Here is a 25,419-nt window from a genome sequence, read left to right as displayed (position 1 = left end):
TACGATCCGTCAAGCCCGGGTCCTTGCCGCCCCAACGATTTTCGCGACACACGCGAGTGCGTTGCACGGTCCGGCCTGCCTCGGGATGGACGGTGCGTGCGTGACACCATGAACGAATGCGCATCACCGCACTGGCCGGCGGAGTCGGCGGAGCACGCTTCCTGCGCGGCCTCCTGCAGCACCTGCAGACCCGCGACGACGGGCCGCACACGCTGACGGTCATCGGCAACACCGGCGACGACATCACCCTCTTCGGACTGCGGGTCTGCCCCGACCTCGACACGCTGCTCTACACGCTCGGCGGCGGCGTCCACGAGGGGCAGGGCTGGGGCCGCGCCGACGAATCCTTCGTCGTACAAGGCGAACTCGCGGCATACGGCGCCACGCCGCAGTGGTTCGGGCTCGGCGACCGCGACTTCGGCACGCACATCGTGCGCAGCCAGTGGCTCGGCCAGGGCGTCCCGCTCAGCGGCGTCGTCGAGCGCCTCGCGACCCGGTGGGGCCTGCCCGAGCAGGGCGTGACGCTGCTGCCGATGACCGACACCCCCGTCGAGACCCACGTGGTGGTCGAGGAGGACGGCGAGCAGCGGGCAATTCACTTCCAGGAGTGGTGGGTTCGCCATCAGGCGTCGTTGCCGGCGCAGCGCTTCGTGGTCGCGGGCATGAACCAGGCGGCCGCCGCGCCGGGGGTGCTCGACGCCATCCGCGGCGCCGACCTGGTGATCCTGCCGCCGAGCAACCCGGTCGTCTCGATCGGCATCATCCTGTCGGTGCCCGGCGTGCGCGACGCGCTCCGCGGCACCAAGGCGCCGGTGGTCGGCGTCTCGCCCCTGGTCGGCGGCGCACCGGTGCGCGGTCACGCCGACGCCTGCCTCACCGCGATCGGCATCCCGGTCACGCCGGACGGGGTCGCCGGTCTCTACGCCGACTTCCTCGACGGCTGGCTGGTGGACAAGGCCGACGAAGCCAGCATGGCCGGTGCCTCGATCGCCGTCGACGCCGTGCCGCTGCTGATGACCGACATCGACGCCGCAGCCGAAATCGCAGCTTCCACAGTCGATCTCGGCCTTTCATTGCGCTCGTGATCTCGATCGTGCCCGTGCCGGGCATGCCCGAGGTGCAGGCCGGCGACGACCTCGGCAGCCTGATCGCGACCGCGCTGCGCGCCGCCGGGATGACCCTCGAGACCGGCGACGTGGTCGTGGTCACCAGCAAGATCGTCTCCAAGGCGCTCGGGCTGTATGCCGATCCGGCCGCGCGACCGGCCCTGGTGCTGCAGGAGTCGGTCGGCGTCGTCAGCGAGCGCGCCACCACCGGATCCCCTACTCGCGTGGTCGTTTCCGCGGCCGGCCCGGTCATGGCGGGCGCCGGCATCGACGCCTCCAACGCGCAGGACGAACGCATCCTGTTGCTGCCGCACGACCCGGACCGGGCCGCGGACGACATCCGCGTCGCCCTCCGGGGCGCATGGGGCGACCCTGCGCCGCCGATCGGGGTGGTGCTCAGCGACACCTCGGGGCGCCCGTGGCGCGCGGGCGTCACCGACTTCGCGCTCGGGCTGTCCCACCTCGCGCCGTTCGACGACCTGCGCGGCCTGCCGGACACCCACGGCCGCGACCTGGCGGTCACCCTGCGCAACCTGGCCGACGAGATCGCCGCCGCCGCCGACCTGGTCAAGGGCAAGCTCGAGCGGGTGCCGGTGGCCCTCGTGCGCGGCCTGGACGCCCTGGTCGGCCCGAGCACGGAGGGTGCCGCCGAGCTGGTCCGCACCGGCCCCGGCGACTGGTTCGGGATGGGCCGCGCCGAGGCCGTGCGCGCGGCGCTCGGCGTCGCTCCCGGCACCGCCGAGTCGGAGGCTGTCGGCATCGAGTCGGTGCACCCCGAGCCGCTCGCCGAGCGCGTCGCACGAGCCGCCCGCGTCGCACTGGCGGCCGGTGACGCCGCCGACCCGCAGATCGTGAGCGCGTCGAAAACCGCTGTCGTCATACAACTTTCGAGCGACGACGCGGTGGCTCTCGGTCGCGCCTGGGCTCGGCTGGAGGTCGCGCTCGCCGGCGAACGACTGGACGCGCGGTCAGCGCGGGACGGCGCCGGGGTGCGGGTGACCGTGTCCGATCCGGGCGGGGCGCCTGGCTAACATCGCAGCCATGCCCGAAGCCGACCGTCACGACTTCGATCCGTCCGCCCTGCTGCCCGTCGTCGTCGGCGGCGACATCGGCGCCTACGCACTCTTGCGCGCCTTCCACGAGGAGTACGGCGTGCGCGGCGTCGCCATCAGCTCCGTCGAACCGTCGCCCTTCATCGACACCCGGATCGCCGACGTCCTCGTCCAGCGCGGCATCGCCGACGAGACCGTGCTGGTGCAGACCCTCGTCGAGCTCGCCCAGCAGCACCCGGGCCGCATCCGCCTGCTCATGACCAACGCCGACTGGTTCGTGCGGACCCTCTCCGCGCACCGGGAGCAGCTGGAGCCGCACTACCGCCTGGTGCTCCCGTCGCCGGAGACCTTCGACGCCGTCTCCGACAAGGAGCGCTTCGCAGCGTTGTGCGAGAAGCTCGGCATCGCCACCCCGCGCACGGTCGCGGTGCACCTGCCCGACCTCGACGACGACGCGGCCGTCGCCGCACTCGACGTGCCGCTGCGCTACCCGTTGATCGGCAAGCCGGCCTCGAGCGCCGACTACCACGCGGTCGACTTCGTCGGGAAGCAGAAGGTGCACCACTTCGCGGGCCGCGCGGAGCTCGAGATCGTCCTGCTCCGCCTCCGGGCGGCGGGGTATGCCGGGACGTTCCTGCTGCAGGAGTTCGTGCCCGGCGGCGAGCCGCAGCTCGGCTCGCTGACGGCATACCGCGACAGCCACGGCGAGGTCACGCTGCTCGCGACCGGCCGGGTGCTGCTGCAGGAGCACACCCCGGACGCGCTCGGCATCCCGGCCGCGATCCTCACCGGCGACTTCACCGAGGCGATGGAGCCGGCCGCCCGCTTCCTCGACGCGGCCGACTACTTCGGCTTCGCCAACTTCGACTTCAAGCAGGACCCGCGCACCGGTGAGCTGGTCTTCTTCGAGGTCAACCCGCGCATCGGCCGCAACAACTACTACGTCACCGCCGCCGGCCACAACGTCGCCCGCTTCCCGGTCGAGGACCTGGTCGCGGGGCGGTCGGTGCCGCAGGAGCGCGCGACCGCGCACCTCGTCTACAGCGTGGTGCCGCGGCTGCTCCTGCTGCGCTACCTGCCCGAGCGGGCACTGCGTTCGCGGGTGGTGCGGCTCATGCGGCAGGGGCGGGTCGCGCACCCGCTCGCCAACCCGGCGGACGGCTCACCCCAGCGGCGCGCCAGCGTGCTGGCGATGACGACCAACCACGTGCGCAAGTTCCTGCGGACCTACCCGCGCCCCACCGACACTGGCCTCTGACCGACGGGCTCTCCCAAAACACGGCCCGACTACCCCGGCAGGTGCGTCGGTATGGCGAGCCGCGCGCCACGACGCGCCGGCCCGAGACGCTGGGCGGTCACCAGGAACTGCACGCGGAAGCGGTGCCCGGCATAGGGCCGCAGCAGGCGCTCCAGCTGCTCGTCGTCGACGGGTGACCCGGTGAGTGCGTGGCCGATGTCCTTGGCGACGTGATAGTCGCCGAAGCTGACGGCGTCGGCGTCACCGCACGCTCGCTGCATCGTCTCGGCCGCCGTCCACACGCCCACGCCGCGCACCGATCGCAAGCGTTGCCAAGCGTTTTCGCACGGCAACGCCGAGCATTCCTCGAGCCGGGGCGCGACCTGCAGCACGCGCGCGATGGTGTCCGCGCGCTGGGCGTCGACGCCGGCCCGCAGCCACTCCCAGGACGGGATGCGCCGCCACTGCTCGACCGACGGCGGCACCATCAGCCGCATGGCGGCGATCGCCTCGGGCGGCCCGGGCGCGACCGCGCCCCACCTGCGGACCAGCTGCCGGTAGCCGCCGAACGCCTGCTTGCCGGTCACCCGCTGCTCGATGATCGCCGGCACCAGCGCCTCGAGCACCAGCCGGGTGCGGCCGAGCCGCCAGTGCCGATGGGTGTGGGCGGCGCGCCGCAGCACGTCCTCGCGGGGTGCGAAGCCGCTCGGGTCGTCGTCGGCGCCGAGCAATGCGGGCAGACCCTGCAGCGCCCATCCCGCGCCCGGCCCCCACGCCCGGGCGACCACCCGGTCGCCGGTCTGCGCGGGTTCGAGGTGCAGCCGCAGGGTGACCGGCCCGTCGGGTGTGCGGGAGGCCCGCCAGATCGCACCGTGGCTCTGGTGGCCCTGATGGCGCTGGTGGCGCTCCTGGTGCCAGGTTGGGTCACCGGCCCCGCGGCGCAGCGCACCGAGGATTGACCCGAGCGGCACGGGCCGGCCCGGAGCGTGGTCGGCGGTCGCCGGGTGGGCCGTCACCGCCGCCGGAAGGTCAGCAGCGCCAGCCCGAAGTTGCCGGGCTCGCCCTCTGCGACCGCGCGGGCCTGACGGCCCTCCTCCAGCGGGATGTCGCCGATCAGGGACAGCCCCTGCTCGTCGGCGCGGGCGATGAGCGAGCGCAGGTCGGCCACCCCGACACCACCCGCATCGTCGGTGCCGAGACGGAGCGTGACGATGATCAGCCCGCCGCGCCGCAGCGCGGACGCGCCGCGGGCGAGATCCTCGTCGACCGTCTGCGGGTCGCTGGAGTGCGGGTGCAGCCGCACGACGAGGTCGACCGAGCCGGGGTCGACGTCGGTGCCGACCACCTCGGCGCGCATCACGTCGACGTGCACCGGTGCGAAGCCGATCTTGGTCGCCCAGCGGGTGAAGACCGACCGTGGGCCGGCGGTGTCGACGACCACCGAGCGGCGGCTGCCGTCGTCGACGATGCGCAGCAGCGCCGCGAGCGCGCCGAACGCCGCCCAGGCGCTGGTGTCGTCGAGGGTGCGCGGCAGGCCCAGGCGGCGAGCGGCCTTGCGCGCGAGCCGGGCCTCGGCACCGTCGAGCAACAGCCCGGTGGTGCGGATGCCGGTGAAGTCGGTGGCCCGCAGCGACACCTTCTGGTCGGCCGGATGCGGCAGCCGGGACGCGGTGTCGCGTGCCGCCTGCCGGGCACGGTCCACTGCGCGTTGCACGCTGGGTGAGCCGGAGATGCGAGCTGCTGCCGTGGACGGGACCTTCACAGGATCGACTCTAACCGGCGACACCGACCGGTGCCGGCAGGTAGGCGGACCCGAGCCCCCTAGCCCCCGGCCGGCGGCCGCAGGTAACGGTCCAGCAGAGCCCGCTGCCGCTCCCCCAGCTCGCTCTCCAGGTGCTCCAGGCCGGGGGTGAGCACCCTCGTCGCCGGCATGCCGTGCAGCGCGGCCAGGTTGAGCAGCGCGGTGCTCGCGCCCCCGATCACGGCCGAGGCGCCAACCACCTGCGGGTCGAGCTCGGCAGGCAGGTCACCCGCGATCACCTCACGCCCGGCGTAGCGGGCCGGGTCCTCCGCCGGATGGGGCCGTATGACGAGGCGCCCGCCGTCGGCGGCGACCCGGCGCGCGATGCCGTCGACGTGCGCGAGGTAGGCCTGCGGCGTCAACGCACCGATCTCGACCCACGGCGACCCGAGGAAGACCACGCGCCCGTCCGCCGGGTCCGGTGCGGCGTCCCCGCTGTGCCGCCGGAACTCCGCGGCGATCCCCGGGTGCAGCGCGAAATCGCGGCTCTCGTCATACATCGGGAAGCGGGTGGTGGTCAGGCCGCGCACCGCGCCCTCGATGGCGAGCGCGCGGGTGGTGGTCCACGGTTCGCGCACGCCCTGGCGCCGCCACGCGTCGCGGCGGGTGCGCCAATCGCCATAGGTGCCGATGCCCTCGTCGGTGACGACGGTCGTCACGCGACGGCGAATGTCGGCTCGCCGCAACGCAATCCACGGTTTGATGCCGGGGGCGCCGACGGACAGGTAGGTCACGTCGCCGGGGACGGCGGCGAGCTCGGCGAGCCCGCTCACGAAACGCACCTGCAGCGCGGGGTCGTCGGGCAGCAGGCGGCGGACGTCGGTCTCGGTCACCGATGCGTGCCCCAGGAAAGTGCCGCCGCCGAGGTAGGTGACGGTGAGCCGCTCGCCGCGGGAGAGCAGGTCACGCAGGTAGGCGGCCAGGTGGATCAGGTGGGTGCGGCTGCGCACTCCCGTGACGACGACCTGCACCTCAGATCACCGGCGGCCGGCCGGCCCGGGTCAGCCGCCCCACGGTGCGCCAGGACATCGGCCGGCGCTCCCCGGCGTCGGTGCGCACACCCTCGGCGAAGCCCTTGAACCACACCTTGAGCGCCTCCGGGTCGTGCACCCGGGCGAGGGTGACCGCGGTCCAGGCGCCGAGGTAGACCGGCACGAGGGGCGCCGGCAGGTTGCGGCGCGCGACCCAGACCCGGTTGCGGGCGTTGGTGCGGTAGTAGATCGCGTGCCGTGCCGCGCTGGTCGCGGGATGGTGCACGACGATCGACGGCACGTATTCGATCCGCCATCCGGCGTCGACCAGGCGCCAGGCGAGGTCGATCCCCTCGTGGCCGAAGAAGAACCGGCCGGGCCAACCGCCCACCTGCTCGAAGGCGGTGCGGCGGATCATGAAGACCGCCTCCCAGAACCACGTCGCCGGACCGGCCTTGCCACCGTCGCGCACGTCGAAGCGGGGCACCCAGCGCCGCGGCGACGGCTTGCCGTCCGGGTCGGCCCCGCGCGGCTGCGCGACCGCGACCTCGTCGTCGGAGAGGATGACGGCGGCCAGCCGGGCGAGCACGTCGGTGGTCGGCAGCGCCGCGTCGTCGTCGTAGAAGTAGATGAGCTCGCCGCGCGCCTCGCGCGCCGCGACGTTGCGGCCCTCGGGGATGCCGACGTTCTCCGGGAGGTGCACGGTGCGCACCCAGTCCGGCAATCCGACCGGTTCCCAGCCGTTTCCGACGATCACGACGTCGAGTGCGACGCCCTCCTGGGCGCGCAGGGTCTCCAGGGCCCGCGCCAGCTCCGCCGGCCGGTCCCCCATGTGGAGCATCGCCACCCCGACGGTGGGCAACGCGGACCCGTCGGTCCTCGACATCGCGGGCACGGATGACTCCAATCGGATCGGTGGCTGGTGCGGAAGATTAGGCTACGTGCCGTGTCCGTCCCGAACGCCGCGCCCACCGGGGGTGTCCCGCTGCTCGGCGGCGAGATGCCCGACTGGACTGATCCGCCCGCCCCGCTGGGGGTGCTCGGCGACCACCTGCGGGCGACCGCCGGGGAGCCCGGGTCGGTGCTGCTGCTCGGCCGCACGGCCGCACAGCTGCACCCCCACTTCCCGGGCGCGACGGTGGTCGTGCGCGGACAGCGTGACGCCGAGGCCCTGCACGCCGCCGGCGTCGATGTGCGGTGTGGCGGCCTCGACCGGCTGCCCTCCGACGTCCGGGCCGACCTGGTCCTCCTGCTCGATCCGCCCGGCGCCGTGCTCACCCCCGACTCGGACGGGTGGTCGCACGTCGAACTCGTCGAGCAAGCCGCCCGGCACCTGACGCCGGACGGCCGGCTCGTGGCGTTCGTGCCCGGCGCGCTGAGCGCCCGACGTGAGACGTCTCCCCCGGTCCACCGGCTCGACGGTGACGACGCGTGGTGGGTCGGCACCGACGGGTATGACGACCGCGCACCCGCTCTCAACGAACTCCCCTGGCAGCCAACACATCTGGTGCTGACCACCGACGACGAGCCGGTCGTCGTGGCGGCCCTCGATGTCGTCTCGGACCCAGGCGGGCGCGCGCTGCTGCGCGCGCTGACCTCGACCCACCCGGCGACTTCCACCGCCGTCGACGCTGGCGTGCTGCCCGCTCTGGCGGACGGCTGGCTGGTGTCCCGAGGGGCCGCCGGTCCGGCGGCCGCCCCGGTCTGGAGCCGACGCCTCGGCGGCGATCCCGCGCTCGACGTGCCCGCGACGGCCGGCCGGTCGCTGGAGGCCGAGCTGCTGACGGCGCTGCGCCTCGACCGGCAGTTCGACCTGCGGCGGCTGGTGTCGTCATACGCGCAGTGGGTGGGCACGCTCCCGGCCGACCGGCGCGCACTCGCGGTGCCGAGGCGCACCCTCGTCGCCGACGGCACCTTCACCCAGCTCGAATCCCCCACTCCCGTCAGCGATCACGCGCCACCCGTCGAGGTCGCAGTCGCACACGGCATGCTCGACCTGGCCCACGCGACGACCGCTCCCGGGGCCGCGGCCGGCTACCCACCGGAACTCGCCGCCGACTCACTCGCCCACGAACTCGGCGCCATGGTCGGCCTGCCCGACCAGGTGTGGGTGGACGCGCAGTCGCTCCGGCTCGCCCTTGCGCTGCCCGACCGCCACGAGCCCACTCGCACCCGACCTGACGCCGCGGCCGACCGGATCGCCGAGCTGCGCGGCGCCCTGGAGGAGCGCGACGCCCAGCTGGCCGCGGCGCGTGCGGACCTCGGCAAGCAGACTCGACGGGTCCGGGCCCTGGAGCACGCCATCGCGACCGAGCACGGGCCGCGGGCGCGCCGCGCGCTCTTCCTGATGACGGCACCGACGCAGCGCATCGTCGAGGCGGCCCGCGCCCGGTGGCAGCGCTGACCGCTCGGTCAGCCCTCCGGCCCGCGCACCCCGCAGCAGACCAGCACGTCACCGACCCGCACGTGCGCGGTGTCAATGCGCGCGGCCACGTCGGCCGGCAGCTGCAGGCGGTCCCAGGCCAGCCAGGACAGCACCGGCAGGTCCAGCAGCTTCGCCGCGACCTCGCAGCGGGTCCACCGCGGCCAGACGATCGCCGGGTCGTCGCTGCCGACCCGCCGCGCCAGCCGCGGGGTCACCGACTGCAGCAGGATCTCCGCGTCGATCGCGGCCGAAAACCCTTGTGGCAGGGCGGGATCCCAGACCACGCCGCGACCGTCCGCGAGGTGGGAGCGCACCCCGACGCCGGCGGCGCGCACCTGGTGGGAGGCGCCGACGGTGAGGCGCCCGGGCACGGCATACACCGAGAGGACCTGCCGTGCACGCGAGGACGCCATGACGCCGCCGTCAGATCGAGCTGCCGCCGTCGACGGTGATGACCTGACCGTTGAGGTTGGTGTCGTCGAAGAGCAGCGAACCGACCACCGGCGCGATGTTCTCCGGGGTCACCATCCGCCCGGAGGGGGTGCGGCGACTGATCGCCGACAACTGCTCGTTGCCGAGCACCGACGACATCTCCGAGGCGAAGAAGCCCGGCGCGACCGAGTTGACCAGGAAGCGGCCGTGCATCTCACGAGCGAGGGTGCGCATCGCCGAGTCGAGGCCGCCCTTGGTCGCGGCGTAGGTGACCAGGCCGGAGTAGCCGCGCTGGGCGCCGACCGAGGTCACCATCACGATGCGGCCGCGACCGGCCTTGGCCATCGCGTGCCGGATGAACTGCCGGGTCAGCACCAGCGGCGCGGTGAGGTTGGTGGTGACGATCTGGGCGATGCGGTCGGGCGAGGTGTGCACGTGCATCGAGTCCTGCCCGATCGCGGCGTTGTTGACCAGCGAGTCGATCGGCCCGAGCTTGGCCGACGCGTCCTTGATGAACTGCTTCACCGCGGTGTCGTCGGTGATGTCCACCGACCCGACGAAGAGCGTGTCGGGGTGCTCGTCGGCGAGTGCCTGCAGCTCCGGGGTGATCGACCGCGAGAAGGTCGCGACCTTGGCGCCGCGGCGCAGCGCGTCGCGCACCAGCTCCAGCCCGAGCCCGCGGGACCCACCGGTGATCAGCACGCACGACGCGGCGGGGATCGGCTCAACTTCAGACATCGCTCTTCAGGGTCTCCTTGATCGGGATCTCGGGCAGCACGCGCATCCGGCGCGGCACGGAATAGTCGGGCAGGCGCTCCGCGCAAAACGCTTGCAGGCGTGCGGTGTCCGCCTCGGCACCGTCGCGCAGCACCACGTCGGCGACGACCATGTTGCCCACCAGCGGCGCCTTGCGGCCGCGCACCGCCGCCCACACGACGTCGGGGTGGTCGAGCAGCACCCGGCGCACGCTCGACGCGGACGCCTTGGACCCGCCCACGTTGATCTCGTCGGACGCGATCCGGCCGGTGATGAGCACCCGGCCGTCGACGATCTCCACCCGGTCCCCGGTGCGTATGGCGGGGGCCATCCCCTCGGCAGCCTTCTGCGAGGCGATCACCAGCTCGCCGTCCGCGACCGACAGGCGCGGCCGGCCGGCGGTCTCCCGGTCCAGCCAGGCCTGCGGGAAACCGGCCCGCCCGTCGTGCACCGCGATCGCGGCACCGGCCTCGGAGGAGGCGTAGATCCAGGAGATCCGGGCGTCCGGGAAGACCTCGCGCAGCCGGTCGAGGATCGCCTGGTCGACCGGCTCGCCGCCGAGGGTGATCTGCTCCAGCTTCAGCTGCGCGACGACGTCGCCGGCGCGCCAGAGCGCCTGCCGCCAGAAGGTCGGCGTGCCGGAGGCGGCGGTGACGCCGTGCTCCAGGGCCAGCTGCGGCCACTCGTCGAGCTGGGACGGCTCGACGAAGACGACGTCCTGCCCGGGCAGCGACAGCGACAGCGTCACCACCTGCCACCAGGCGTATGCGCCGGTCGCGTAGGGGCACAGCCAGGTCCGGGCCGGCTGGTCGCCGGCGACGGTCGTCAGGGAGTCGAGCGTGTGGGCGACCTGCTTCGGCCGGCCGGTCGAGCCGCTGGTGAGCAGCCACACCCGTCCGCCGTCCGCTGCGCGCTGCGCGGTCGCCGGCTGCACCACGTCGCCGCGCACCACCGCGAGGCCGTCGGCGCGGAAGCCCTCGGCCTGCTCGTCCTCCACCCGGGTGGCGGTCGCGATCAGCGTCTCCCGGTCGCCGTCGGTGACGTGCTGCCAGACGGCTCGCACCGCGTCGGTGTTGTCGGCGACGAGCACCGCTGCGGCAGAAGGAAGTTCGGGCCACCCCGGCAGGCCGGCCCAGGTGCCGTCATACCGGCTGGTGACGATGCGGTTGCCCGCGCCGGCCGGTTGGCTCACGCCTGCTGCAGCTGGTCGACGAAGTCGAGCACGTCGCTGACGGTCTCGATGGAGCGCAGCTCGGGCGCGTCGAAGTTGAGCTCGGTGTCCAGCTCGTCCTCGACCCGCAGCGCCAGCTCGGAGAAGTCGAGCGAACGGAAGCCGATCGCGTCGAGCCGGGTGCTGTCGTCGGCGGGAAGCTCCTTGCCCTGCGTCGCGAGCACCTCTCCCATCATCGTGCGCACCTGATCACGGCTCAGCGTGGACAAAAGAACCTCCGTGGTAGTCGAATCGGCCTGCTGTAGTGTAGACGGCTGGGCCTGCCCTGCAGCCACGCCATACCCGCCCGCACTTTCCTTCCGGAGGCTCGATTGCTTCGCCCCGCCACCGATGCGGACAAGGAGCTGGTGCGCGTATGGCGGAACCACCCCGACGTGCGCGCGGTCTCCCTCAACCGTGAGGTCATCTCCCCCGAGCAGCACGACGCCTATTGGCAGTCGTTGCAGGACAATCCGGCCCGCCGGGTGTTCATCTACGAACGCGGCGGCGAGCCGGCGGGCGTGGTGACCTTCTTCGACATCGACGAGGACGCCAAGTCGGCGATGTGGGGTTACTACCTCGACAACGAGGGCCTCGGCGCGCGCGGCGAGTTGCTGCCGGCATGGATCAAGATCCAGCGCGAGGCGGTCAAGTTCGCCTTCGCACAACCCGATGCCGGGCTCGGCCTGGACGAGCTCCGCGGCGAGGTGCTCGACGCCAACGAGGCCGTCCGCCGCATGAACACCCGCAACGGGTTCGAGGAGATCGACACGCAGGAGCGCGAGATCGCCGGAGAGCCGACCGTCGTGCACACCATCCGACGCAGGAGAATGCCGAATGACTGACCAGCCAGACCACTCCCGACTGCCCGACATCACCATCGGCAAACACCAGATCGGTCCGGGCCACCGGCCGTTCATCATCGCTGAGGTGTCCGGCAACCACGACGGCTCCCTGGACAAGGCGCTCGACATCGTCCGCATGGTCGCCGACTCCGGCGCGCAGGCGGTCAAGCTGCAGACCTACAAGCCGGAGACCATCACCATCGAGTCCGACGCCCCGGACTTCCGGCTGTCCGACGGGCACGAGCTGTGGGGCGGGCGCACCCTGTGGGACCTCTACCAGGAGGCGCACACCCCCTGGGAGTGGCACGAGCCGATCTTCGAGCTGGCCAATTCCCTTGGCCTGGCCTGCTTCTCGTCGCCGTTCGACCCGACCGCCGTCGACCTGCTGGAGTCGCTGGACACCCCGGCATACAAGATCGCGTCGTCGGAGATCGTCGACCTGCCGCTGATCCGCCTGGCCGCGAGCAAGGGCAAGCCGATCATCATCTCCACCGGCATGGCCTCGATCAGCGAGATCGACGCCGCGGTGGCCGCGGCGCGCAGCACCGGCAACGAGCGGATCATCGTGCTGTCCTGCACCGCCGACTACCCGGCCAACCCCGAGGAGTCCAACCTGCGCGGCATCCCGGTGATGCGCGACGCGTTCGACGCCCACATCGGACTGTCCGACCACACCCCCGGCATCGGCGCCCCGCTGGCCGCGGTCGCGCTCGGCGCGGTCGTGGTCGAGAAGCACGTGACGCTGGCCCGCGAGGGTGGCGGGGTCGACTCGTCGTTCTCGCTCGAACCGGCCGAACTCGCAGCACTGGTGCGCGAATCCGAGATCGCCTGGCAGTGCCTGGGTCAGCCGACCATCGGCGCCAAGGAGGGCGAGCGCGAGGGGCTGCGCTTCCGTCGCTCGCTGTATGTCGTGCAGGACGTGCGCGCCGGCGAGCGCGTCACCGGCCACAATGTGCGCTCGATCCGCCCGGCCGGCGGCCTCGCACCCGACCTGTTCGAGGTCGTCGAGGGCCGCACCTTCGCCACCGACGTCAAGCGCGGCACGGCCCTCAGCTGGGACCTGGTCTGACCTCGATGGCGCAGCCTTCCGTCAGTGCCCCCTCGACGGTCCGTCGCCTGGGCTCGAAGCCTCGCCTGTCGGTCGTCGTCCCGTTCTACGGCGTCGAGAACTACATCGGCGACTGCCTCGAGTCGATCCGGGTGCAGCACCTCAGCGACATCGAGGTGATCATGGTCGACGACGGCTCGCCGGACGGCAGCCGCTCGGTCGCCGAGGCGTATGCCGCGCAGGACCCGCGCTTCCGGGTGGTCACCCGCGAGAACGGCGGCCTCGGACCGGCCCGCAACACCGGCACCGAACACGCGGCCGGCGAGTACCTCACGTTCGTCGACAGCGACGACCTGGTGACTCGGCACGGGTTCAGCCGCATGATCGAGGCGCTGGACACCACCGGCTCGTCGTTCGTCGGCGGCAACGCCCGGCGCTTCAACAACTCCAGCGGTGTCAAGCCGTCATGGGCCCAGCTGCACGCGTTCGCCCGCACGCGGTTCGCGACGCACGTCTTCGATCATCCGGTGCTGGCCCGCGACCGGATGGTGTGGAACAAGGTCTACCGGCGCGACTTCTGGGACGAGTTCGGTTACGAGTTCCCGGCGATCCGCTACGAGGACTACCCGGTCACGCTCAAGGCCCACCTCGATGCGGTGACCGTGGACATCCTCTCCCAGCCGGTCTACTACTGGCGGGAGCGTGAATCAGGCGACTCGATCACCCAGCAGGTCTTCCGCTACGACAACCTGCTCGATCGCGTCCGGTCGGCGAGCATGGTCGTCGACCTCGTCGCCGCCGCGCCGAAACCCGTGCGCCTGCGCACCCACGTCATGCTCGCGGAGTCCGACTTCGTCTCGATCGTGCAGGCGTTCGCGACCGCCACCGAGGATGAGTGCTATCAACTCATCGACCTCGGCCACGAGCTCGTTGAGCGACTCGGCATCGACGCATTGCAGCAGCGCACCCGCTACGACCAGCTGCAGTATCACGCGATGCTCGCCCGGGACGTCGAACTCCTGCGTGAGCTCGCGGTGTTCCGCCGCGACGGCGGACTGCGCGGCGGCGCCCGCGCGTTCAAGGTGCCGCGCAGCCTCGGCCGATACGAGTACGCCTACCCCGGCCACGGCAGGTCCTATCTGCCGAAGGACGTCTTCCTCTCCCCGGCCAAGGATCTGGCCCTGCGCACGACCGTCAACGCGGTCCGCTGGGAGGACGACGGTCTGCATGTCCGTGCGGTCGCCGAGGTCCGGCACCTGCCGACCGGTGCCGACAGCTCGCTGCGGGTGTTCGCGGTGTCCAGCGCGATCCGCGAGCAGGTCCCGGTCCGCCGGTTCGAGGACGTCGACTCGCACGGCCAACTCGCCTACTGCGGCTTCGAGATGGTCATCGACCGCGCGACGCTCGCCCGATGGGGTGCCGCGGAGGCGCCGGTGCGATTCGACCTTCAGCTGAGCAGCGGCGGTGCGCGACGCAACGGCCTGCTGCGTGGTCTGCGACCCGGCAGCGCGACCTTCCCCGAGGGCGGGTTTCTCACCGATCAGCTGTGGGTCCAGCCGAGTTCGAACCGCAGCGGGGAGCTTCTCCTCAGCTGGCACGTCGCGCCGTGGACCATCACCGCCGGCGAGGTGGACGGCGACGACCTGGTGCTCACCGCCCGCGCCCCGCGCCCGCTGCAGGTCGCGCAGTTCGTCCTGCCCGGCAACCGCTACGCCGAGGACCTGCGCTACCCGGCGACCTGTCGCATCGACGGCGGCGCGACCCACCTGATCGGCCGCATCCCGCTGTCCGAAGTCGCCGCACGCACCGATGACGACGATCCGTTCCTGCGGATCACCACCCGCGGCATCCAGGTGCGCGCCGGCGGCAAGCACCACCCGCTGCTCTGGGACGCCGGACGGCGCAGTGTGATCAGCCGGGTCGGGGACAACCAGTTCCGGTTGACCCGGTCCGCTGCCGGTTACGCCAACCTCTGGGAATCCGCAGTCCGGCTGGTCGCCGACAGCGCGGAGCTCGACGGCCCGGACCTGGTGGTCCGCGGGCGGTCGCTTGCTGCCGACGGCGACTGGGTGCTCTCCTGGCGGCGCTACCTGCCCGGCACCGAGGACTACGTCGAGGTGGCGGCGACGAGCGTCACCGGCACGGACTGGACGGTCCGGGTGCCGGTCGCCGACCTGCTCGACGTGGAGGGGGTCCCGCACGAGGTGGACCCGCTCGCCAGCCTCGTCACCTGGACACTCTTCAGCACCAGCGCCGAGAACGACCTGTCGACCGCGGTGCTGCCGGAGACGTTGCTCGTCAGCCGTCTGCCGCTGGTCTGCACCGGCGACCGGCGACGCGGCACGCTGCGTCCGCACGGTGACACACTGCAGGTCGACGTCCGGTTCGACGTGCCCGCGACCGCCGCTCGGGCCCCGCAGTCCGGAGGAAAGTGAGCTGATGCACCACCACAACCACTACTACGGCCACGCGCACATCATGGCTCGTTACGCCGGTCTCGACGACGCGGCGCCCCCACGGATCCGCGGCTATCTCCAGCACGGCTGGAACGTCGCCGACGGTTTCAACCCCACGCACGAGTTCTTCGACGGCGCAACGCGATTCGTGTGGAGCCCGGACGTCGCGCAGCGCGGCTACGCTCTCGGGCGACGCAACTACCACGTCGTCGGCTCGCCCTGGCTCTACCTGCAGGAGCTCGAGCCGACGCTCGGCCTCTTCGACGAGGACAACGGCAAGCCGATCGAGCGCGAGGGGACCTTGTGGTTCCTGTTCCACGGGTGGGAGGGCGGCAAGATCCACGGCGACCACCAGCGCCTGATCGACGAGATCCGCGAGACCGAGGACGGCCCGGTGACGTTCTCGCTCTACTACACCGAGTACGACCGGCCGGAGGTGCGCAACCGTTACCTCGACGCCGGTTTCGACGTCATCAGCTTCGGGCGTCGCGGCTTCTCCTACCTCGGCACCGACCCCGACTTTCTCTACAAGCAACTCGCCGCGATCCGCCGGCACCGGCGCGTCGCGGCCAACCGGCTGTCGAGCGCGATCCTCTACGGCGCGTCCGCGGGTTGCGAGGTCGCGGTCTACGGCGATCCGATGCTGATGGACGGGGAGGACGCGCGCTTCGGCGGCAATGCCCGCGTCGAGCGTCAGTGGCCGGAGCTGATCGGCAAGGACATCGACCAGAACGCCGCCGCACAGATCACCCGGCACGAGCTCGGAGCCGACTTCCGACTCACGCCGTACGAGGTCCGACACACCATGTTCGACGGGAGCACCAATGACTGAGCCGGACGCCACGACCCTCGAGGTCGCACCGACGATGCCCGCGGTGGTCCGCGGGACGATGCAGGACCCCTGGAGCGACTACTCCGGCCGGTCGTATGCCGCCGGCGGCCCGCTGCTGGAGTCGGTGGTGCAGCGGCTCGGCCTCGGCGCGGCCGACCGGGTGCTGATCGTCGGCCCGCACTCCCCCGCACTCGTTTCCGCCGTCGCGGCGGCCACCGACTCCACACCGACCGTGCTGGTCCGCGGCACCCCGGACGCGACTGCCCTGGCCTCGCAGGGGCTGCCGGCGGAGGTCGTCGCGGGCAGCCTGGACGGCTTCGTGGAGTCCGCGCCGGAACCGTTCTCGGTCGTCGTCGCGCTCGACGGGCTCGACCGGGTGCTGTCCTACGACTCCGAGCCACTCCCCTTCGACGACACCCTCCGGCTGCTGCTGGGCCTGGCGACGCCGGACGCCCGTGTCGCCTTCACCCACGCCTACGACGCGGCGCCGGTCAACGTGCTGGATGCCCGGCCGGCCAAGGATCGGCACGGCGACGACGAGTTCCGCGCCTTCCACGCCGACCCGACCCGGCCGACCACCGCGGAGGGCCTGCTCGCGCTCGTCGCCACGGTGACCGGCGACGCAGCCGGCGACCTGGTCGCCGTGTTCGGCCCGACGGCCGCCCCGCGGCTGCTGGCGAGTGGGGCGCCCGAGACGCTGGACCAGGCGCCCCCGGCGATCACCGGTTATGCGATCGATGCGGCGCACGCGCATCGGCGCCCGCTGCTCGCGCAGCCGGACGAGCTGATCCGCACCCTGGCTCGCGGCCGCCGCCTGGCCGACGCGGCCGACGGGGGCCTGGTCCTGCTCGGGACATCGGCCGACTTCGACCTCGCACGGGTGTCTCCCGACGGCACCCTGGTGATCGGCGAATTCGACGACACCACAGGCAATCTCGCCGTGTTGTCGGCGGCCGACGTGCGCTCCGCCGAGTGGCCGGACGACGCCGCGACCGAGGTCGAGGAACGCGACACCGCCCAGCCGTCCGAGACGGCGCACTACCTGTCCGCGCAGACCGCACCACAGCGTGACGCCGACGCCCGGGTCGACATCGACCCGGAGCTCGTGCCGCCACAGCTGCACCTGACCGCCACCGTCGAGGACCTGTTCGTCGACCAGGCGACGGCCGGCGACGTGCCGGCCTTCCGCGAGCTCGCGCAGGCCGTGGGTGCCTACGTGCAGTCGGTGCCGGTGACTGAGCGCCGGGTGATCACCTTCGACAACCTGCACGTCACCGGGCGCGATTTCGCCCCGGGCGCCGACGGAGCCCGGTGGACCGAGAGCGTGGGCACGACCGACGCCCTCGCCGCCGCGTTCTGGCTGTTGCAGGACCGGCTCCGCCGCGAGCACGTCCGGCAGCCGTGGCCCGATCACGTGCAGGGGGAGGCCCTCGTCGGGATGTGGGTCGAGATGGCGTCCGGTGCCGAACCGGCCCGCGAGGAGATCGCGCAGGCCCGCGCACTCGCCGACGCCATCGGCCGGTCGCGGCCGCAGCCGTCCGGCACGGTGCCGGACCTGCGCACCGCCTTCGCCGACGCAGCGCAGGCCCGCCGCGAGCTGGCCGAGGCGCAGGGGCACATCTTCGGACTGGAACGCACGATCGGCTTCCGGGACAAGCAACTGCGCACCCGCGAGCAGGTGATCCGCAACATGCGGCCCGGCGGCGGCGGTGGCGCAGGCGCCGCGGCTGCTCCGACCCGTGCGGGAGTCGCCGCGCGGCTGGTGAAGCGGACCGCGCAGGTGCGCAGCTTCGGCGAACTCACCGCCGGTGTCGACCGCGTCGTCAAACGCGCTCAGCGCACCCGGGCGGCGAAGAACAAGAAGTAGGACACGGCCGGCTCGGCCGGGCTCTCACGCCCAGCCGAGCCGGGCCGCCAGCGCGCCCGGCGGCAGCAACAGCTCAGTCCCGAGCTCGGCGCGGACCACGCCCGCCGCGACGCCCGGATCGACCTGCGCGCGGTGCAATTGCGGAAAGAGTCGCTGCTGCCGTGCCATGCCACCCAGCACCGCGTGATCGTTGCGCAACACCATCGGATCGCCATAGACGCCGATCTCCCGGCCCAGCGACGCGCCATAGAGCAGCGCCGAACCGAGCCGGTTACTGACCACCCGACGATGGCGCCGGAGCTCGAGCAGCTGGTTGTCCAGGAAGTCCGTGTCGCCACCGATGTACATGTGACCCCGGCGACCGTGGGTGATCACCCGAAAACCCTTGTCGGCATACACCTTTCGGACCTCGGGCTTGTCGTAGTCGTTCCAGTAGAGACACATCGTGAGGGGAACGTCGCCCTCCATCGCGCGCACCTCGTCGGCGTATGCCGCGTGGTCGCCGATGATCTGCTGCCCCTCCCAGCCGTGGAACGGATAGACGATCGTGCCGTCGCCGGGCGGCGGCGGGTCCTCCTGCATCGCGACCAGGTATGCCCAGGGTGCACCGACGACGTAGTAGTCGCGCAACCCGAGTGACCAGCCGCGTCGACGCACAGTCTCCGACCAGACGAATTTCGGTGTGCCAGGGACGAATTCGTGCCCCACGGCGAAGCCGTCGTGGAAGTTCCAACCGTGCTGCAGGTAGCCCTGGATCGGCCCCGGATCGCTCAGTCCGCAGTAGCGCGCCAGGATCGCGGCGTGCCCGTAGAAGACGTTGGCGTGATGCATCGCGGTCAGCGCGCCGGTCAGCCGCTGACGAAGTCGCGCACCAGCTCGATCACCCGGTCGACGTCGCCGTCGGTGAGCCCGGCGAACATCGGCAGGCTGATCTCGCCGCTGGAGTAGGCCTCGGCGACCGGGAACTGCCCCTGCCGCCAGCCGAGTTCGGCGAAGATCGGCTGGTGGTGCACCGGGATGTAGTTGACCTGCGCGCCGATCTCGTTCGCCCGCAGGTGGTCGAACAGCTCCCGGCGGCGGCCGTCGAGGATCCGCAGCGGGTAGAGGTGCCACATCGGGTCGGCGCCCTCGCGCTGGGCCGGGGTGCGCAGCGCGTCGATGCCGGCGAAGCCCTCGTTGTAGCGCGCGGTCACCTCGGCGCGGCGCTTCTTGAAGTCGGCCAGCCGCTTCAGCTGGTTGGAGCCGAGCGCGGCGAGCACGTCGGGCAGGCGGTAGTTGAGGCCGAGCTCGTGCACCTCGTAGTACCAGCCGCCCTGCCCCTGCGGGTTGCGCAACCGCTCCGGGTCGCGCGTGTAGCCGATGCTCTTGAACATCCGGGCCCGCTCGAGCACTTCCGGGTCGGTGCCGACCACCGCGCCGCCCTCTGCGGTGGTGAGGTTCTTGGTCGGGAAGAACGAGAAGGTCGTGACATCGGCGAGCGAGCCGACCGGCACACCGTCGAGCGTGCCGCCGATCGAGTGCGCGGCGTCCTCGAGCAGCAGCGCGCCGTTGTCGTGCGCGAGCTTGCCGAGTGCCGGCGCGTCGATCGGGTGGCCGGCGTAGTCGACACCGGCAATCACCTTGGTGTTGCCGGTGATTGCCGCCTCGACCGCCTGCGGATCGAGGTTGCCGGTGTCCTCACTCACGTCGGCGAAGACGATCTTCGCGCCCTGCCACATCGCACAGGTGGCGGTGGCGAAGAACGTGAGCGGGGTGGTGATCACCTCGTCGCCCGGCCCGACACCGAGGCCGGCGTATGCCGTGTGGAGCGCGGCGGTGCCGGACGTGACCGACACGGCCGGCTCGGCCACCCCCGCGGTGTCGGCGACATCGCGCTCGAACGCGGTCACCGCCGGGCCGGTGGTCAGCCAGTCGCCGCGCAGCACCGCGGCGACCGCTTCGATGTCCTCGTCGTTGATCGACTGGCGGCCGTAGTTCAGCACGGTGGAAAGGCTCCTTGAGTCATGCCGGCCCCGCAACGGGTCGCTGCGCGGAACGAGCGGAGAACGTCGTCGGGGTGACTGGACGCCCGATCAGACGCCCGAGTCGAGGATCTTGCGGATGTCGTCGGCGTCGATCCAGATGTCGTTCTTGTCCGACGAGCAGTGGAAGCCCTCCGGCACCGGCGTGGCGTTCTCGATCGGCTTGTAACCCCAGCTGGCCAGCTCCGGCTGCAGCACGTAGTACTTGCCGTCCTGGACGATGACCGCGCGACGCCCCTCCTCCGGGGAGATCATCTCCTCGTGCAGCTTCTCGCCGGGGCGCAGGCCGATGTCGTGCATCTTGGCGCCGGGCGCGATCGCCTGGGCCAGGTCGGTCACCTTGTGCGACGGGATGTGCGGCACCACCAGCTCGCCGCCCTGCATCATGTCGAAGGTGTCGAGCACCATCTGCACCGCGTCGGGCAGCGTGATGAGGAAGCGGGTGCAGCGCAGGTCGGTGATCGGCAGCGACTCGCCGGCCTCGGCCAGCGCGCGGAACTTCGGCACGATCGAGCCGCGCGAACCGGTCACGTTGCCGTAGCGCACCACCGCGAAGCGGGTCGGGTAGGCGGCCGCGTAGTGGTTGCCGAGGATGAAGAGCTTGTCGGCCGAGAGCTTCGTTGCGCCATACAGGTTGATCGGGCTGGACGCCTTGTCGGTCGAGAGGGCGACGACCTTCTTCACGCCGGCGTCGATCGCGGCCTCGATGACGTTCTGCGAGCCGAGCACGTTGGTCTTGACGAACTCGAACGGGTTGTACTCGCCGGTGTCGACCTGCTTCAGCGCCGCGGCGTGCACGACATAGTCGACCTGGTGCATCGCCCGCTGCAGCCGCGGCAGGTCCCGCACGTCGCCGATGAACCAGCGCAGGCGGGGGTCGTCACCGAAGTGCTGACGGACCTCCCACTGCTTCAACTCGTCCCGCGAGTAGACGATGACGCGCTTGGGCTTGATGTCATCGAGCAACCGTCGGATGAACGCCTTGCCGAACGACCCGGTGCCACCGGTGACGAGAACCGACGAACCCTGCAATTCAGACACACAAACTCCTGGCGATCCAAGGGAACAAGAGGTCGCGCAGGAGGCGCGGACCACCCACGAGGTTAACATTTCGGGCGATGCCCTCCCGTCCCGCTGCGCCGCCCGCGCATGTCGCCCTGCGCTGCGACGCCGGCGCCCGCATCGGGGTGGGACACGCGGTGCGCTGCATCGCGCTCGGCGAGGAACTCCGGCACCGCGGTCACCCGGTCACCCTGTGGGGCGATCTCGGCGGCGCCGGCTGGCTCGAACCGCTCGTCGCACGCGCCGGTTTCGGCCGTATGACGGCAGCCACGACCGGCCCGGCCCTCGCCGGACAGGCGGCCGCGGCCGGCTTCGGCGCGGTCGTGCTCGACGGCTACGACCTGCCGGCCGACGCCGGCGCACGGCTGCGCGCGGACGGCCGGACGGTCCTGGCGATGGTCGACGGCGATTACGGTGCCGGGCAGGAGGCCGACCTCTATGTCGACCAGAACCTCGGCTCCCTCCCGCACCGCGGCGGGCCGCCCGGATCGGTGGCTCTGGCCGGGGCCGACTATGCGCTCTTCCGCGACTCGGTCCTCGACCGGCGGCGCGACCTCAGCGGCACGCCCGGCGAAATCCGTTCGGTGCTGGCTGTTTTCGGCGGCACGGACCCGATGGGCGCGGCGCCCGTCGTCATACCAGCGCTGCTCGCGACGGGACGACCGCTCGACATCACCGTGATTGCCGGAAACCCCGAAATCGCCGAGCGACTCGCCGCGCTCGTCCCGTCCGACGGGCAGACCCTTCGGACGATCCCGCCCAGTCCGGACCTCGCCGGGCTGGCCGCGTCAGCCGACCTGGCGATCAGCGCCTCCGGGTCGTCGGTGTGGGAGTTGCTCGCGATCGGCGTGCCGACCGCGGTCGTCTGCGTCGCCGACAACCAGGAGCTGGGCTACCAGCAGACGGCCCAGGCGGGCGTCGTAGCGCCTCTGGGCCTGCTCGACGGCTTCGACCGGGCTGTCGCGACCGACCGGCTGGCGGCGCTCATCGCCGACCCCGGCGCGGCCGCCGCCATGGCACGGCGCGGCCAGGCGATGTTCGACGGGGACGGCCGCCGGCGGGTCGCCGACGCGCTCGACGCCCGGCCTGGCGGGCCGCGCTGACCGTTGCGGGCGGCCCGGCCCGCGAGGTAGTACTCCGTGTCCTTATGAGCAGGTCATTGCGACAGCGAGTGCTACCTCGGCGACACCGAGCGCGCTAACGCGCGGTCCAGCCGCCGTCCACGACGACATTGCTCCCGGTCACGAAGCGGGAGTGCGGCGAGGCGAGGAAGAGCAGCGCCGTCGCGATGTCGTCCGGCTCACCGAACGTGCCGGTCATCGTGCGGCTGCGCAACTGCTCGACGAGTGCGGCGTTCTCCTGCGCGGCGGAGGACGGGAACGGACCCGGTGTCAGCGAGTTGACGCGGATGCCCTCGGGGCCGAGCTCGCCTGCGGCATAACGGGTCAGCTGCAGCAGGGCCGCCTTGGCCGCGCCGTAGAACGGCGGGTTGCGGCCCTCCTCGGTCGCGTACATCGCCGGGTCCGGCGACACCATTCCGTACATCGACGCCACGTTGACCACGCTCGGCGACCACCCGGCCGCCACCGACGCGGCAAGCCCGGGGCGTGCGGCGTTGAGGCCGGCCCAGGCCGCCTTCACCGCCAGGTCGAACGCCTCGTCGAAGTTGTCCGCGGTCGCGGTCCGCAGCGACCCGCCGCGGCCGACGTGGGCGTTGTTGACCAGCACGTCCACCCGCGGCAGCCCGGCCAGGAAGTCCGGCCACTCCGGAGTGGTGACGTCGATCGCGTGCAGGGTCAGCCGGTCGTGATCGGCGGCCGCACCGAGCGCGGCACGCAGCCTTCCCTCGTCGCGGCCCAGCGCGTGCACGTGCGCCCCGGCGTCGAGCAGGGCTCCCGTCATACTCACGCCGAGCCAGCCGGACGCGCCGCTCAGCACGGCGGTCGCGCCGTCGAGGCGGAACAGGTCGGACATCACGCCACCTTCCAACTGCTCGGGTCGACCAGGGTCGCACTCCCGGCGGGGAGCACCTCGTGCACCCGCTCGATCTGCGCTGGTGTCAACGGTTCTCGCTGCATCAGCCGCGCGTGCTCCAGCACCTGGTCCGGCGACTCGGCACCGAGCACGACCGACGTCACGAAGTCCTGGCCCCGCACATAGGCCAGGGCCAGGTCGATCTGGCTCTCCCTGCCCAACTCGGCGACCAGTGCGGCGAGCGCCTCCTCCAGACGGGCGCGGTCGTCCTCCACGTTGTCCGGCCAGCGGGCGTCGGCACTGCCGACCAGCAGCCCCTGCAGGAAGACGCTGCGCACGGTCACGACGACGTCGGGGCGGTCGCGCAGCGCCTGCCGGATCCGCGGGCCGACCCACCGGCGATCGAGCAGGTTGAACGGCAACTGCACGTAGCCGACGCGGTCGTCGGCGAGCGCCTCGAGCAGTTCCTGCGGGGTGGACAGCGAGACGCCGACCACCCGCGCGACGCCGTCCTCGCGCAGGCGGACCATCGCGTCGGCGACCCCGCCCTGGCCGCGGGACCAGTCAGCCCAGCGGTGCACCAGCAGAGCGCCGACGCTGCTCGACCGCAACAGTCGCAGCGACTCCTGCACCGACGCGGCGACCGCGTCACGGGCCGCCGCGGCACCGGCGTCGACCGGCAGGTCGTCGAGGGGCCGGATCTTGGTGACGACACCGATGCGTTCGGACAGGCCGTGCGCGAGGGAGCTGCCGATGCGGCTCTCGCTGTCGCCGTACGCGCGGGCGGTGTCCACGTGGGTGACACCGGACGCGGCGGCGATCGCGAGGATGCGGGCGGCGCCGACCGGATCGGGCCGGCCGGTGCGGTTGGCGACGCCGTAGGCGACGCCGATCTGGACGGCACCGAGCACCCACGGCCCCTGGCCGATCGCGTTGTCCCGGCCCCCGGCCAGCGGCTCCGGCAGCCTGCCCCCGGCGGCCGCCCAGGCCCGCAGCAGCGAGCGCCACGGCGCGGACACCGCGTCGTCCACGGTGCCGAGCGCGGTCGCGGCCACGATGTAGTCCTGCAGGGTGTCGATCGTGCAGCGCACCCGGGCCGGGTCGCCCGGCGCGAGGGTCGGCACGAAGTCGAGATCATCGGTGTGCCGGCGGATCCACGGCGTGACGTGCTCGCGGTCGTAGGGGTCGGTCGCGTCGGCCGCGGCGGCGCGCAGCAGCCCCACCCGGATGACCTCCGCGCCGACGCCGTAGATGTCGGCCATCGTCACCCGGATGTAGCCCTCCCCCGCCGCGGTCATCGTGTCGATCAGCTCGCCGAGGAACTCTCCGTCGGGCACTGCGTTGTCCCCGGTCAGCCGCACCACCAGGTCGTCGTCGGCGAGGTCGTCGGTCGCCCGGACGAAGCGGTCGAGCGGGTCGTGGAGCGACCCGCGGAACACCGGGATCCCGGCGCCGCTCACCGCTGCGGCCAGCACGTCGTCGTCGGACTGGTCGCTGGTGGCGACCACCACCTCGAGGCCGGAGTTGCCGGCCCGGCGCGCGGCGAGCACCACCGCGGGCATCCCGGCCAGGGTCAGCATCGCCTTGCCGGGCAACCGGCTGGAGGACAGCCGCGACTGGATCACCACACGTACGCGCATGGGGTAGGACGCTATCCCCACCGGTTGCCTACAGTGCACAGGTGACCCCCGACGACCTGCGTGCCGCGCTGCGGACCGATGACCCCGGCCGCCCACTCCTCACCTGGTATGACGACAGCTCCGGCGAGCGGATCGAGCTGTCCTCCCGCACGCTCGGCAACTGGGTGGCCAAGGCCGGCAACTGGCTCGACCTCGAGGCCGCGCTGCAGCCCGGTGAGGTGGTGGGCCTCGCCATACCGCCGGACCACTGGCGAGCGGTCTACTGGGCGCTGGCCGCCTGGACCCGGGGACTGACCCTCGACCTGACCGGCGGCGCCGCGGACGCGGTCGTCGCGCTCGACACCGACCCGGCCGGCGCCGACCTCGTCGAACCCACGGCCTCGCTCGCGGCCAGCCCGCTGCAGGCGATGCCCGACGCGCCGCCGCAGGGCGTGGGAGCGTTCGACGGCACCACCGTGGCCGCGGCCACGAACTCGGCGACCACGCCCTACTCCGGTGTGTCGGCAGCCGAAATCCCGCACGGCACAAGGGTGCTCGTCGAATCGCCGGTCGCGGGGCTGCTCACGACGGCTGCGCGCGTGCTGCTCGCCGGAGGGTCGGTGGTGCTGCAGCGCTCCCCCGACGCGAGCCGCCGGGAGGACCGCCTCGCCGCCGAGGGCGTGACCACCGTCTTGTAATCTCCAT

The 25,419-nt window shown here is 72.2% G+C and carries 24 protein-coding genes; 11 read left to right on the top strand and 13 right to left on the bottom strand.

Features of this window, described 5'->3' with window-relative positions:
• Positions 1–116 precede the first annotated feature (116 nt).
• From cofD to HJ588_RS13070, 3 genes are read left to right on the top strand one after another with little or no spacing between them, the layout of a single operon-like run.
• Positions 117–1,085, top strand: a complete 969-nt coding sequence (cofD, locus tag HJ588_RS13080) for a 2-phospho-L-lactate transferase (protein ID WP_171156269.1) — start codon at positions 117–119, stop codon at positions 1,083–1,085.
• Complete coding sequence (locus tag HJ588_RS13075; RefSeq protein ID WP_171156267.1) at positions 1,082–2,137, top strand: coenzyme F420-0:L-glutamate ligase; 1,056 nt, start codon at positions 1,082–1,084, stop codon at positions 2,135–2,137. Before cofD ends, HJ588_RS13075 begins: the two co-directional genes overlap by 4 nt.
• A gap of 10 nt (positions 2,138–2,147) precedes the next feature.
• Positions 2,148–3,416, top strand: coding sequence for a carboxylate--amine ligase (locus HJ588_RS13070; RefSeq protein WP_171156265.1), 1,269 nt, complete (start codon positions 2,148–2,150; stop codon positions 3,414–3,416).
• A 29-nt stretch (positions 3,417–3,445) separates the two neighbouring features.
• Here HJ588_RS13070 and HJ588_RS13065 read toward each other — a convergent pair whose 3' ends face one another.
• From HJ588_RS13065 to HJ588_RS13050, 4 genes are read right to left on the bottom strand one after another with little or no spacing between them, the layout of a single operon-like run.
• On the bottom strand, positions 3,446–4,411 hold the full coding sequence (locus HJ588_RS13065) for a DNA-3-methyladenine glycosylase family protein (RefSeq protein WP_171156263.1): 966 nt from the start codon (positions 4,409–4,411) through the stop codon (positions 3,446–3,448).
• Positions 4,408–5,157 carry a hypothetical protein gene (locus HJ588_RS13060; RefSeq protein WP_171156261.1) on the bottom strand — a complete coding sequence of 250 codons (750 nt, stop codon included), beginning with the start codon at positions 5,155–5,157 and terminating at the stop codon, positions 4,408–4,410. Before HJ588_RS13060 ends, HJ588_RS13065 begins: the two co-directional genes overlap by 4 nt.
• Before the next feature lie 59 nt (positions 5,158–5,216).
• Entirely contained in the window at positions 5,217–6,167 is a 951-nt protein-coding gene (locus tag HJ588_RS13055; protein ID WP_171156260.1) for a polysialyltransferase family glycosyltransferase, read from the bottom strand.
• Position 6,168: 1 nt separating this feature from the next.
• A complete protein-coding gene (locus HJ588_RS13050; protein WP_246242432.1) occupies positions 6,169–7,053 on the bottom strand; it encodes a glycosyltransferase family 2 protein in 885 nt (294 codons plus the stop codon).
• Positions 7,054–7,113: 60 nt separating this feature from the next.
• On the opposite strand from HJ588_RS13050, the gene HJ588_RS13045 reads away from it, so the two are divergent.
• Positions 7,114–8,571, top strand: coding sequence for a hypothetical protein (locus tag HJ588_RS13045; RefSeq protein WP_171156257.1), 1,458 nt, complete (start codon positions 7,114–7,116; stop codon positions 8,569–8,571).
• Between the two features lie 8 nt (positions 8,572–8,579).
• Here the strand turns inward: HJ588_RS13045 and HJ588_RS13040 are convergent, their stop codons facing one another.
• From HJ588_RS13040 to HJ588_RS13025, 4 genes are read right to left on the bottom strand one after another with little or no spacing between them, the layout of a single operon-like run.
• Positions 8,580–9,005: a hypothetical protein gene (locus tag HJ588_RS13040; protein WP_171156255.1), complete on the bottom strand. Its 426-nt coding sequence runs from the start codon at positions 9,003–9,005 to the stop codon at positions 8,580–8,582.
• A 10-nt stretch (positions 9,006–9,015) separates the two neighbouring features.
• Positions 9,016–9,762: an SDR family NAD(P)-dependent oxidoreductase gene (locus tag HJ588_RS13035; protein ID WP_171156253.1), complete on the bottom strand. Its 747-nt coding sequence runs from the start codon at positions 9,760–9,762 to the stop codon at positions 9,016–9,018.
• Positions 9,755–10,972: an AMP-binding protein gene (locus HJ588_RS13030; protein WP_171156251.1), complete on the bottom strand. Its 1,218-nt coding sequence runs from the start codon at positions 10,970–10,972 to the stop codon at positions 9,755–9,757. The genes HJ588_RS13035 and HJ588_RS13030 overlap by 8 nt, the downstream gene beginning before the upstream one ends.
• A complete protein-coding gene (locus HJ588_RS13025; RefSeq protein ID WP_171156248.1) occupies positions 10,969–11,220 on the bottom strand; it encodes an acyl carrier protein in 252 nt (83 codons plus the stop codon). The genes HJ588_RS13030 and HJ588_RS13025 overlap by 4 nt, the downstream gene beginning before the upstream one ends.
• Positions 11,221–11,322: 102 nt before the next feature.
• Between HJ588_RS13025 and HJ588_RS13020 the strand changes: the two genes are divergently transcribed.
• From HJ588_RS13020 to HJ588_RS13000, 5 genes are read left to right on the top strand one after another with little or no spacing between them, the layout of a single operon-like run.
• Positions 11,323–11,835, top strand: a complete 513-nt coding sequence (locus HJ588_RS13020; protein ID WP_171156246.1) for a GNAT family N-acetyltransferase — start codon at positions 11,323–11,325, stop codon at positions 11,833–11,835.
• A complete protein-coding gene (pseI, locus tag HJ588_RS13015; protein WP_171156244.1) occupies positions 11,828–12,904 on the top strand; it encodes a pseudaminic acid synthase in 1,077 nt (358 codons plus the stop codon). The genes HJ588_RS13020 and pseI overlap by 8 nt, the downstream gene beginning before the upstream one ends.
• 5 nt (positions 12,905–12,909) lie before the next feature.
• Positions 12,910–15,318 carry a glycosyltransferase gene (locus HJ588_RS13010; RefSeq protein WP_171156242.1) on the top strand — a complete coding sequence of 803 codons (2,409 nt, stop codon included), beginning with the start codon at positions 12,910–12,912 and terminating at the stop codon, positions 15,316–15,318.
• Between the two features lie 4 nt (positions 15,319–15,322).
• Positions 15,323–16,171 carry a hypothetical protein gene (locus HJ588_RS13005; protein WP_171156239.1) on the top strand — a complete coding sequence of 283 codons (849 nt, stop codon included), beginning with the start codon at positions 15,323–15,325 and terminating at the stop codon, positions 16,169–16,171.
• The gene (locus HJ588_RS13000) at positions 16,164–18,038 is read left to right on the top strand and encodes a hypothetical protein (protein ID WP_171156237.1); all 1,875 of its coding nucleotides are present in this window, start codon (positions 16,164–16,166) and stop codon (positions 18,036–18,038) included. The genes HJ588_RS13005 and HJ588_RS13000 overlap by 8 nt, the downstream gene beginning before the upstream one ends.
• Before the next feature lie 24 nt (positions 18,039–18,062).
• On the opposite strand, the gene HJ588_RS12995 is transcribed toward HJ588_RS13000, so the two are convergent.
• From HJ588_RS12995 to pseB, 3 genes are all read right to left on the bottom strand, one after another.
• Positions 18,063–18,869, bottom strand: a complete 807-nt coding sequence (locus HJ588_RS12995; RefSeq protein ID WP_171156234.1) for a hypothetical protein — start codon at positions 18,867–18,869, stop codon at positions 18,063–18,065.
• A 17-nt stretch (positions 18,870–18,886) separates the two neighbouring features.
• Positions 18,887–20,020: an aminotransferase class V-fold PLP-dependent enzyme gene (locus HJ588_RS12990; RefSeq protein WP_171156233.1), complete on the bottom strand. Its 1,134-nt coding sequence runs from the start codon at positions 20,018–20,020 to the stop codon at positions 18,887–18,889.
• A gap of 90 nt (positions 20,021–20,110) precedes the next feature.
• Positions 20,111–21,100, bottom strand: a complete 990-nt coding sequence (gene pseB / locus HJ588_RS12985) for a UDP-N-acetylglucosamine 4,6-dehydratase (inverting) (RefSeq protein WP_171156230.1) — start codon at positions 21,098–21,100, stop codon at positions 20,111–20,113.
• Between the two features lie 77 nt (positions 21,101–21,177).
• On the opposite strand from pseB, the gene HJ588_RS12980 reads away from it, so the two are divergent.
• Entirely contained in the window at positions 21,178–22,224 is a 1,047-nt protein-coding gene (locus HJ588_RS12980) for a PseG/SpsG family protein (protein WP_171156227.1), read from the top strand.
• 94 nt (positions 22,225–22,318) lie between these two features.
• On the opposite strand, the gene HJ588_RS12975 is transcribed toward HJ588_RS12980, so the two are convergent.
• On the bottom strand, positions 22,319–23,095 hold the full coding sequence (locus HJ588_RS12975; RefSeq protein ID WP_171156224.1) for an SDR family NAD(P)-dependent oxidoreductase: 777 nt from the start codon (positions 23,093–23,095) through the stop codon (positions 22,319–22,321).
• Complete coding sequence (locus tag HJ588_RS12970; protein ID WP_171156222.1) at positions 23,095–24,735, bottom strand: aldo/keto reductase; 1,641 nt, start codon at positions 24,733–24,735, stop codon at positions 23,095–23,097. Before HJ588_RS12970 ends, HJ588_RS12975 begins: the two co-directional genes overlap by 1 nt.
• Positions 24,736–24,776: 41 nt before the next feature.
• Here HJ588_RS12970 and HJ588_RS12965 point away from each other — a divergent pair, with 41 nt between their 5' ends.
• The gene (locus HJ588_RS12965; RefSeq protein ID WP_171156220.1) at positions 24,777–25,412 is read left to right on the top strand and encodes a TIGR03089 family protein; all 636 of its coding nucleotides are present in this window, start codon (positions 24,777–24,779) and stop codon (positions 25,410–25,412) included.
• The last annotated feature ends 7 nt before the right edge of the window (positions 25,413–25,419 follow it).

The sequence above is a fragment of the Flexivirga aerilata genome (assembly GCF_013002715.1).
GTDB lineage: Bacteria > Actinomycetota > Actinomycetes > Actinomycetales > Dermatophilaceae > Flexivirga > Flexivirga aerilata.
Note: the sequence above shows the minus strand (reverse complement) of the source record. Positions and strands in the feature narration are given on the sequence as shown.